6 protein-coding genes are annotated in these 7,928 nt (G+C 40.2%); 4 read left to right on the top strand and 2 right to left on the bottom strand.

Annotated features, from left to right (window positions below):
* Both Q0Q74_RS07875 and Q0Q74_RS07870 read left to right on the top strand, forming a co-directional pair.
* The coding region (locus Q0Q74_RS07875) for a S1 RNA-binding domain-containing protein (RefSeq protein WP_294429805.1) at positions 1-483 on the top strand (483 nt) is incomplete at its 5' end.
* 171 nt (positions 484-654) lie between these two features.
* A complete protein-coding gene (locus Q0Q74_RS07870) occupies positions 655-1,455 on the top strand; it encodes a formate/nitrite transporter family protein (protein WP_294429804.1) in 801 nt (266 codons plus the stop codon).
* Positions 1,456-1,565: 110 nt separating this feature from the next.
* On the opposite strand, the gene Q0Q74_RS07865 is transcribed toward Q0Q74_RS07870, so the two are convergent.
* The gene (locus Q0Q74_RS07865) at positions 1,566-3,047 is read right to left on the bottom strand and encodes an acyl-CoA carboxylase subunit beta (RefSeq protein ID WP_294429803.1); all 1,482 of its coding nucleotides are present in this window, start codon (positions 3,045-3,047) and stop codon (positions 1,566-1,568) included.
* A gap of 78 nt (positions 3,048-3,125) precedes the next feature.
* Positions 3,126-4,859, bottom strand: a complete 1,734-nt coding sequence (locus Q0Q74_RS07860) for a hypothetical protein (RefSeq protein WP_294429802.1) — start codon at positions 4,857-4,859, stop codon at positions 3,126-3,128.
* A 98-nt stretch (positions 4,860-4,957) separates the two neighbouring features.
* Between Q0Q74_RS07860 and lepB the strand changes: the two genes are divergently transcribed.
* On the top strand, positions 4,958-6,721 hold the full coding sequence (lepB, locus tag Q0Q74_RS07855) for a signal peptidase I (protein WP_294429801.1): 1,764 nt from the start codon (positions 4,958-4,960) through the stop codon (positions 6,719-6,721).
* 23 nt (positions 6,722-6,744) lie between these two features.
* Positions 6,745-7,845: a hypothetical protein gene (locus Q0Q74_RS07850; RefSeq protein ID WP_294429799.1), complete on the top strand. Its 1,101-nt coding sequence runs from the start codon at positions 6,745-6,747 to the stop codon at positions 7,843-7,845.
* The last annotated feature ends 83 nt before the right edge of the window (positions 7,846-7,928 follow it).

Raw genomic sequence — 7,928 nt, 5'->3', positions numbered from 1 at the left:
ATCATGGAGAAGTGCATCGACAAGCCTCAGCCAATCAGCCCGTTTGCTCCAAAAATTCTCACAATGAAGATTGCTCCGGACAAGATTGGTGCTCTCATCGGACCTGGCGGAAAGAACATTAAGGCTCTTTGTGCTCAGTACGGTGTTACAATCAATACTGAAGATGACGGAACAGTTCAGATTTACGGAAAAACCGGTAAAGCTGCTGAAGAAGCAAAAATTGCTGTCAAAGGCATCTGCGAAGATCCTGAAGTCGGCATGATTTATAACGGAACTGTAAAACGAATTATGGAATTCGGTGCTTTCGTTGAGATTTTGCCAGGAAAAGAAGGCTTGTGCCACATTTCCAAACTTTCACGCGGTCGCGTAGAGAAGGTAACTGATGTCCTCAAAGAAGGTCAGCAGATTCCTGTAAAATTGCTCGAAGTTGACAAGCAGGGAAGATTGAATCTTTCTTACATCGACGCTATTGAGTCAAAATAAAATTCCTCACGGAGTTTTAGAGAGCACTGAGAAATTCTTGTGCTAAGATAATTCTTATGCCTCAATCCTGTTGTCTTGACGATTGGATTGGGGCATTTTTTTGTGGACAAAAACAATTTAAAGTGATAAATTTGTTAACATAATATAACTTATATAAAATTAGGAAAAACTATGCATTTGCCTTCAGAATTAATCAAAATGTATTCTTTGCTCGGTTCTACAAAAACGGAGCAGCCGGTTTTCAAAACATTTATCCTTGCAATTTTTGCAGGCGGTTTCATTGCTTTGGGTGCTCTGGGTAGTCAGATTGTTTCATGTGGCGTTGTTCCCGTGGCAGCTGGGCGTGTCTTGAGCGGCTTAATTTTCCCTATTGGTCTTGCAATGGTCATCATTGCGGGCGGTGAGCTTTTTACAGGCAACTGTCTTCTTTTTATTCCTGTGCTTGACCATCAGATTTCGCTTCTTGATTTTTTTAAGAATCTTGCCATTGTATATCTAGGAAATATGGTCGGTAGCTGTTTTATTGCTTTTCTCGTGAACTATGGTCATGTTCTTTCTCTTTATAATGGAGAACTTGTTAAGGCCGTTGTAACTACTGCGTCTGTAAAAGCTAATATGCCTTTCATTGACGCATTCTTCAAGGGAATCCTCTGTAATGTTCTTGTTTGTATTGCGGTATGGGCAAGCCAGGCAGCGGAGGAGTTGAGCGGAAGAATCATCGCACTTTATCTGCCGATTTTCCTTTTCGTAGTTTGTGGATTTGAACATTCTGTAGCTAATATGTATTTTATTCCAGCTGGAATGATTGCACAGCATGTTTATGGAGTTTCCGGAAATACTCCTTTCTTTGGATTTTTTGTATCAAATCTTCTTCCAGTAACCTTGGGCAATTTGGTTGGTGGTTCTATTCTTGTTGGTGGTGGATATTATCTTGCTTACCTGCGAAGTATGCGTGGTTACGAAGACGACTAATCAATAAAAAAAGAAATTGAAAACAGAACGGCATTTCGCTTGTTCTGTTTTTTTTTGCATAAAAAAAGCAGTCAGTTAATTGCTGACTGCTTTTTGCTTTAATACGGATTTTACAGTGGAATGTTTCCGTGCTTTTTGGCAACAATATCACTTGAAGTTTTACCTTCAAGGAATTTGAAACTCTGTACAACCCGTTCGCGTGTTTCTTCTGGATTGATGACTGCTGAAATGTAATCTCTTTGAGCAGCGATTGTCGGAGTCATGAAGGTTTCACGGTATTCCTGACCTTTCTGTGCCTTTACATTCGGGTCTGCTTCTTTTGCATAGAGAATTCCGATTGCACCTTCTGCACCCATTACAGCAATTTCTGCTTTTGGCCATGCGTAAACGAAATCGGCACCAAGATGTTTTGAACACATTGCAATATACGCTCCACCGTAAGCCTTTCGTGTGATGACAGTTACTTTTGGAACGCTAGCTTCACTGTAGGCATAGAGCAATTTTGCTCCGTGACGGATGATGCCTTTTTGTTCTTCCTGTGGACCTGGAATGAATCCTGGAACATCTACGAAAGTAAGGAGAGGGATGTCATAGCAGTCGCAGTAGCGGACAAATCGGGAAATTTTGTCAGAGGCGTCGCAGTTTAATACACCGCCGAAGAAGCCCGGATTGTTTCCTACGATTCCGACAGTCTTTCCTTCGATTTTACCAAAGCCTGTTACAGCATTGCCTGCGAATTCAGCCATAATCTCGTAGAATGAATCATCATCGATTACATTGTTGATTACATTTTTAATGTCATAGCCTTTTGTACTTGTCTCTGGCAGAACATTCTGAATATCTTTGTTCTTTTTTGATGAGAACTTGAATTTCTCATTTGCAGTGATTTTGTCTCCGTAAAAATGCGGAATGTAGTTTAAGAGTTCCTTTACCTTTTCGAAGCAGTCACTTTCACTTGTAGCGCGGTAGTGTGCAACGCCAGATTTCTGAGCATGGATTGCGGCACCGCCCAAATCCTCAGATGAAATGTCCATAAACATTACCTGTTTTACAACCTTTGGACCTGTGATGTACATTTCTGAGATTTTATCAACTGTGAAGATGAAATCAGTGAGGCCAGGAGAATAAACAGCACCTCCGGCACAAGGACCGACAATTACTGAAATTTGAGGAATAACGCCTGAAGCGCGTACATTCTGCTTGAAGATCTCGCCGTAACCGCAGAGAGCGTCTACGCCTTCCTGAATTCTCGCTCCGCCTGAATCATTAACACCGATAACAGGACATTTGTATTCGATTGCCTTTGCAATAAGTTCAGCGATTTTTTCACCATGAACTTTTCCGAGTGAGCCGCCCTGAACCGTGAAATCCTGAGAGTAGACTGCAATCTTGCGGCCGTTAATCGTACCGAAGCCAGTGATTACGCCGTCATAAGGGATGTCTTTTTTATCCATGCCGAAGTTCGTACACTGGTGACGAGCTGCAGCGTAAATTTCCATAAAACTGTTTTTATCCACAAGAGCGTTGATTCGCTCGATTGCGTGAAGTTTTCCTTTAGCGTGCTGCTTTTCAAGATTGTATTCAAAAGCCATTTTACACCTCTTTCGTTTGATACAAAAAGTGTATATGTCTAACGAAAAATTGTCAATATGACAAAAAATGAAAAAGTGTCATTTTGAAGTATTCAGGTATTTTTCTGCCTCAGCACTGCCATATTCTTTCACAAGAGACTCCGCCGCAATCCGCAAATCCTCTTCGCGTGGAATCCATTCATATTTTGTCCGCATTGCTTCGATTGCCGTATGGACTCTTGATGTCGGTGAATCTTGTGGATTATCTCCTACAATATCATAGTATTCTTCGATAAAAGATTTTGCCTTTACATTTTCGGTCTTTGTTTTGCTTTCGATTTTGACTACATTCCATTTTTTACCGTTCCAGCGGAGGGTAACTGTATCGCTCATTTTTTCAATCATGAATTTCGCTTCTGACTGCTGGATAAAGAAATATTCTGCTGTATGAGTGATTTCATCGCCTTTGTTAAGGATTTTGCCGTTTTCCTGAGTGATGGCTAGTGGCTTGTCCTTTCTTCTTGCAAATTCAGCTTGCGCATTAAAATCTTTTCCATCGATTTTTAGATTGGTGATTCCGAACATCCAGTTTTTTGATGTTTTTTTGTAGAAAAACCATTTTTCAGGACTTAATGTTCCGTTGTCCGGGCTTAATTCGAGACGCTGTTTTGTGCCGACGAAAAATCCACTCATTTTTACGAACAGGTCTTTGGTTTCTTTGCCTTTGAGAATTTCCTGGAGGTTTGGAACATCAATCCGATGAATCATTGTGTAAAGAGCGTGAGTTGTTTGCACCGAATCAAGTCCTACGGTCGTTACAAGTTTTGCGTTCTGCCTGAGAAAACCTGAAAGCCACCATGCACCGACAAAAACAACAGCCATACCTGCAAGAATTCTGTTTTTGTTGCGCCTGATGAATCTTTTTACAGAAAGGATTGATTCATTCTTCTTTTTGAAAGCAATTCTCTTTGCTTCGAGCTCCGTATTTTTTATTTCGTCGTGAACTTTGCCTGCGGCGATTTTTTCCAATTCTGCCTTAAAGAGAGTGGTGTCGAATTCCATGGCTTTTTTGAGCTGTTTTCGTCTTTTTCGTTCGGTTTTTGCGTCTGTTATGGCTCTTTTTCCAGCTGTAATTTCTTGCTTGATTTTGAGACGGAGTGCATTTTCGATGCTTTCTGACAGTTTTTGATTTATTTCAGGATTCCATAATTTGAGAGGGATGAAATTTTCGTCATAAATATCTTCCTGTCTCTTTGTGGTGTCATCCTTTTCAAAAGGAAGGTGATTCGTGAGCAGCTTATATGCGACAACTGCGCGTAAAAAGAAGAGTGAAGCGGGAAAATCCAGCCCTTTGTAAAGATATTTGCCCTGAACTTGCGGGTATGCGGTTTTATTGTGGATTGCACATTCATCAAAAAGTTTCTCTGAAATGAAAAGAATGTCTGCCTTTTTGTTGTGACAGTCGCTGCCGATGATGATTCCGCCTGCTCCGACTGTTCCGGAAAAATCATCCATAGTGGAAGCAAATTCCAGCGATTTACAAAATGCGGTAAGCGCGAATATTTCGTTTTCATTTAGACTTGAATTATCTTTTTGGAGGATATTAGAAAGAAGTTTTCCTTTTACGGCTTTTCCTGAAAAAAAAGCATTTCCGTTTTCATCAGTTCGGGTTGAGTCAAAGTAGTATGATTCCGAAGAAAAAGTTTCATTGTCAATGTGAATGAGCGTGCATTTTTCACCGAGAAGGGAAGCAGTGTTTGTTTTTGAAAAGGAATCCTGAGAGAGACCTGAAAAAAGCGTAAGCGAATCGGTGCTGATTTTAATTATATCCATAATCTAAATTTATCCATAAAACTGAGTAAAGACAAGGATAAAATTGTTTTATTGAAAAAAATATGGTTTAATCTGTCCAGATTTGTTATAATAGCTTCATGAATATAAAAAGAATTTTCAGGCTCACTTTTGCCTGCTGTGTTTCTTCGGCTCTTTTTTCCCTTTCACTCATTTCTTTTCATGCTGATATTTCTCTTGCAGCATTACCACTTTCGCTTGTTTTTGTCGCTGCACTTGCTTTCTTTTCAATAAAAAAACTTTTTGCAGAACGGAATCTTGCTTTTATTGCGGTATTTCGGGAACTTTTGCAGTATCTTCCTTATATTCTTCTTGTAAGTTTTGTTTTAAGGCGTGCTGGTGAAGAAGGCACTCCGTATGCCATTGATTTTCTTTCGGTTCTTTTGTGGATTGTCTCTTCGGCTCTTTCTCTTGTAATCCTTTATTTCCTCAATCCAAAACGCATTGGGAAAGTTAGCAAAGACTGGCATACCTATATAGAAGAAAAAAAGGCAGAACGAAAAAATCCTGCTCAAAAATCATTTGTAAATTCAACAGTTCGAGAAGCTTTGAGCTGGATTGATGCGCTTGTACAGGCCGTTTTCATGGTTCTTCTTCTTAATGTTTTTATCGTGCAGCTTTATGAGATTCCTTCTGAGTCAATGGTTCCTGAATTTTTAATCAAAGACCGGGTTGTCGTTTTTAAGACGCTTAGTGCGCCAAAATTCCCGCTTTCTGATGTCGGTTTGCCTTACATAAAGAAATATAATCGCGGCGATATCGTTGTTTTCAGAAATCCTCATTATGCAAATGACCGTAAATCTGAAGTCCGAACCTTTATTTCGCAGCTCGTTTATATGTGTACTCTTACAAAAGTTAACCTGAATGTCGATGAAAATGGCAATCAGAAAGCCGATCCTCTTGTAAAAAGAGTATGCGGCGTTGAAGGCGAGCAGCTTATGATGCAGGATGGCATTTTGTATTCCAGAACAAAAGATTCTCCTGAATTTAAGCCTGTTGAGCTGGATTCGACCTGGGCTACCTGGAATTTAAATGCAGTCAAGCCTTCGCTTAAAAAGGGCATAAGGGATTTCCCTCTGAGCGAAAATGATTATGCTTCCATGCTTTCAGTTGAGGATGAACGGAGAAATCTGAATCTTGGAGAACTTGCTGTTGAATGTAAGAAAATTGCTTCTGATTTTGACTCGCTGTACCGAAAATCTTCCAATGTAAAAAGCGGTAAATTAAATTTAAACGATGAGCAGATGAGCGTGTATTCGCTGTTCATAAATTCCGGTTATTTTACAGCCAGCTTGCTTTCAACAGAAAACGGCTCTGAATGGTTCTCTGCGTTTATGACTGACTGGTGCGATAAAATTCCTGATTTTAAAGGCGATTTTTATTCTGAGGCAAATTATCGGCTCAACCTGATGATAAAAAGGCTTTCTGGCAAAATGATTCTTAGAAATGCCCAGCTTTTCCTTTCTGGTTCTGATGTGAGCTCATGGCAGCATGATTCTGAGCAGAACGAAAATCTTGTTGAGGCTCAAAAACTTTATACTTATGTAATGCTTCTTGATTTGAGGAATATGCCTATTTTCCCGGCTAATGCTGATGATGGAAGTCCTCGCTATATCCCGGAAAACTGTTATTTTATGATGGGGGATAATCGTTTCAACTCGCTTGATATGCGTCATTCTTATGAAAGATGGAATGCAAAGCTGTCTCCTGCCGATAATTATAGTGCGACTTATGTGAGTGATATGAGTCCGCAGTATGTGAACCGTTCGAGGATGCTTGGTACAACTTCCTACCGGTTCTGGCCGGTTTCAAGGGCAGGTGTGCCTAAACTCACCGGCCGATAAAAATGCGTTGATAAACAGCGAATATGAGAAAAGAGCTTTTAGTTAGTATTTCGATTTTTCTCCTTGCAAATACGGGGTTTGCACAGTCTTCTGCGACTTCGGAAGGTGTTGTGTCCGTCCGCAATGAAGAATCCTCTCTGCCTGCTGTAACACCTCATCTTCTTTCTGAAACAGTGCCGTCTCTTTTACAGGGAATCTGGCAGGGAGAAGACCGGCTTGTTATGTTCTCCAATCAGAACGAATTTGCTCTTGTTCTGCGCGTTTTTTACCAATGGTACAATGACCGCGCTTCAGAACCTGCTTCCTTTTCAGAAATAAAATCCCGCGACCGGAACAATACGACAAAATCTCCTGCTGAAGACATTCAGGTTCAGTACATCACGATTTGTGAAAACCCGTCTAAAACAGCTGGAGTTTATGAGCTTTCAGTAAAATATCCTCATGAAAAACTTCCTGTTCTGATTCCGGTTTGTGTTCTTGACGACAAAATTTTCATGGATTTTTTGATTAAGGACAGTGCAGAAATTACGGATTTGAATCTAAGTGGCAATTCTGAGAATCTTACAGAAGAATCTGTCGCCGGCTCTCGTGACGGTTTTTACCGTGCAGCCTCTAGTGCAAACGGAATTTCAATAGCACAGCCGATTTTTGAAAAAGAAGTTCTGTCGTATTTTGTGAACGATGGCGAAAAGGAAATCTACAAGATTCGTTATTGGCTTTCAGACATGGATTATACCTATGCTAAGGCTACTTTTTCTGACGGTGATAAAATTTTCTCTGTTGATAAATATTTGCGTATTGGTTCAAATGTCTTTCAGTGTACGACTGGCAGAAGCTCAAAAATCAGAAACATTCAGAAATCAACAAATTTCGGAAAGCCTGCTTTTTATGACAGTGACGGAGGAATCGTTGCTTTTGGAAAACCTTATCTTGTGAAGGTTCCGGAAGCGGGGGAGCGGGATTTGCTGCTTTCCACTGTCGAAGAGAACAACAAACGCAAAAAGCCTGCTCCAAAACCTCTTTTTCCTCCGACCTTTCCAAAATATCGCTGGAAGGAAATTACAGAACTTGAACTTTACAATCCTTCAACATGGAACAAAAGAAATCTGGACATTCATAAATAGCGTGAAGAGCAGCATTTCCCCTATGCAGCAGCAAAAAGCCCTTGTTGACATTTATGAAGAATCATGGTTTAATAAATTATATT

Origin of the sequence: uncultured Treponema sp. (genome assembly GCF_946187725.1) — a bacterium.
Lineage (GTDB): Bacteria > Spirochaetota > Spirochaetia > Treponematales > Treponemataceae > Treponema_D.
The sequence above is the reverse complement of the archived record's forward strand: the minus strand, read 5'-3'. Positions and strand labels throughout refer to the sequence as shown.

What these genes read in the sequence shown, in the direction of transcription:
- Q0Q74_RS07860 (WP_294429802.1), bottom strand. Translation starts at nt 4,859, where the DNA reads ATGGATATAATTAAAATCAGCACCGATTCGCTTACGCTTTTTTCAGGT.
- Q0Q74_RS07865 (WP_294429803.1), bottom strand. Translation starts at nt 3,047, where the DNA reads ATGGCTTTTGAATACAATCTTGAAAAGCAGCACGCTAAAGGAAAACTT.
- Q0Q74_RS07850 (WP_294429799.1), top strand. Translation starts at nt 6,745, where the DNA reads ATGAGAAAAGAGCTTTTAGTTAGTATTTCGATTTTTCTCCTTGCAAAT.
- lepB (WP_294429801.1), top strand. Translation starts at nt 4,958, where the DNA reads ATGAATATAAAAAGAATTTTCAGGCTCACTTTTGCCTGCTGTGTTTCT.
- Q0Q74_RS07870 (WP_294429804.1), top strand. Translation starts at nt 655, where the DNA reads ATGCATTTGCCTTCAGAATTAATCAAAATGTATTCTTTGCTCGGTTCT.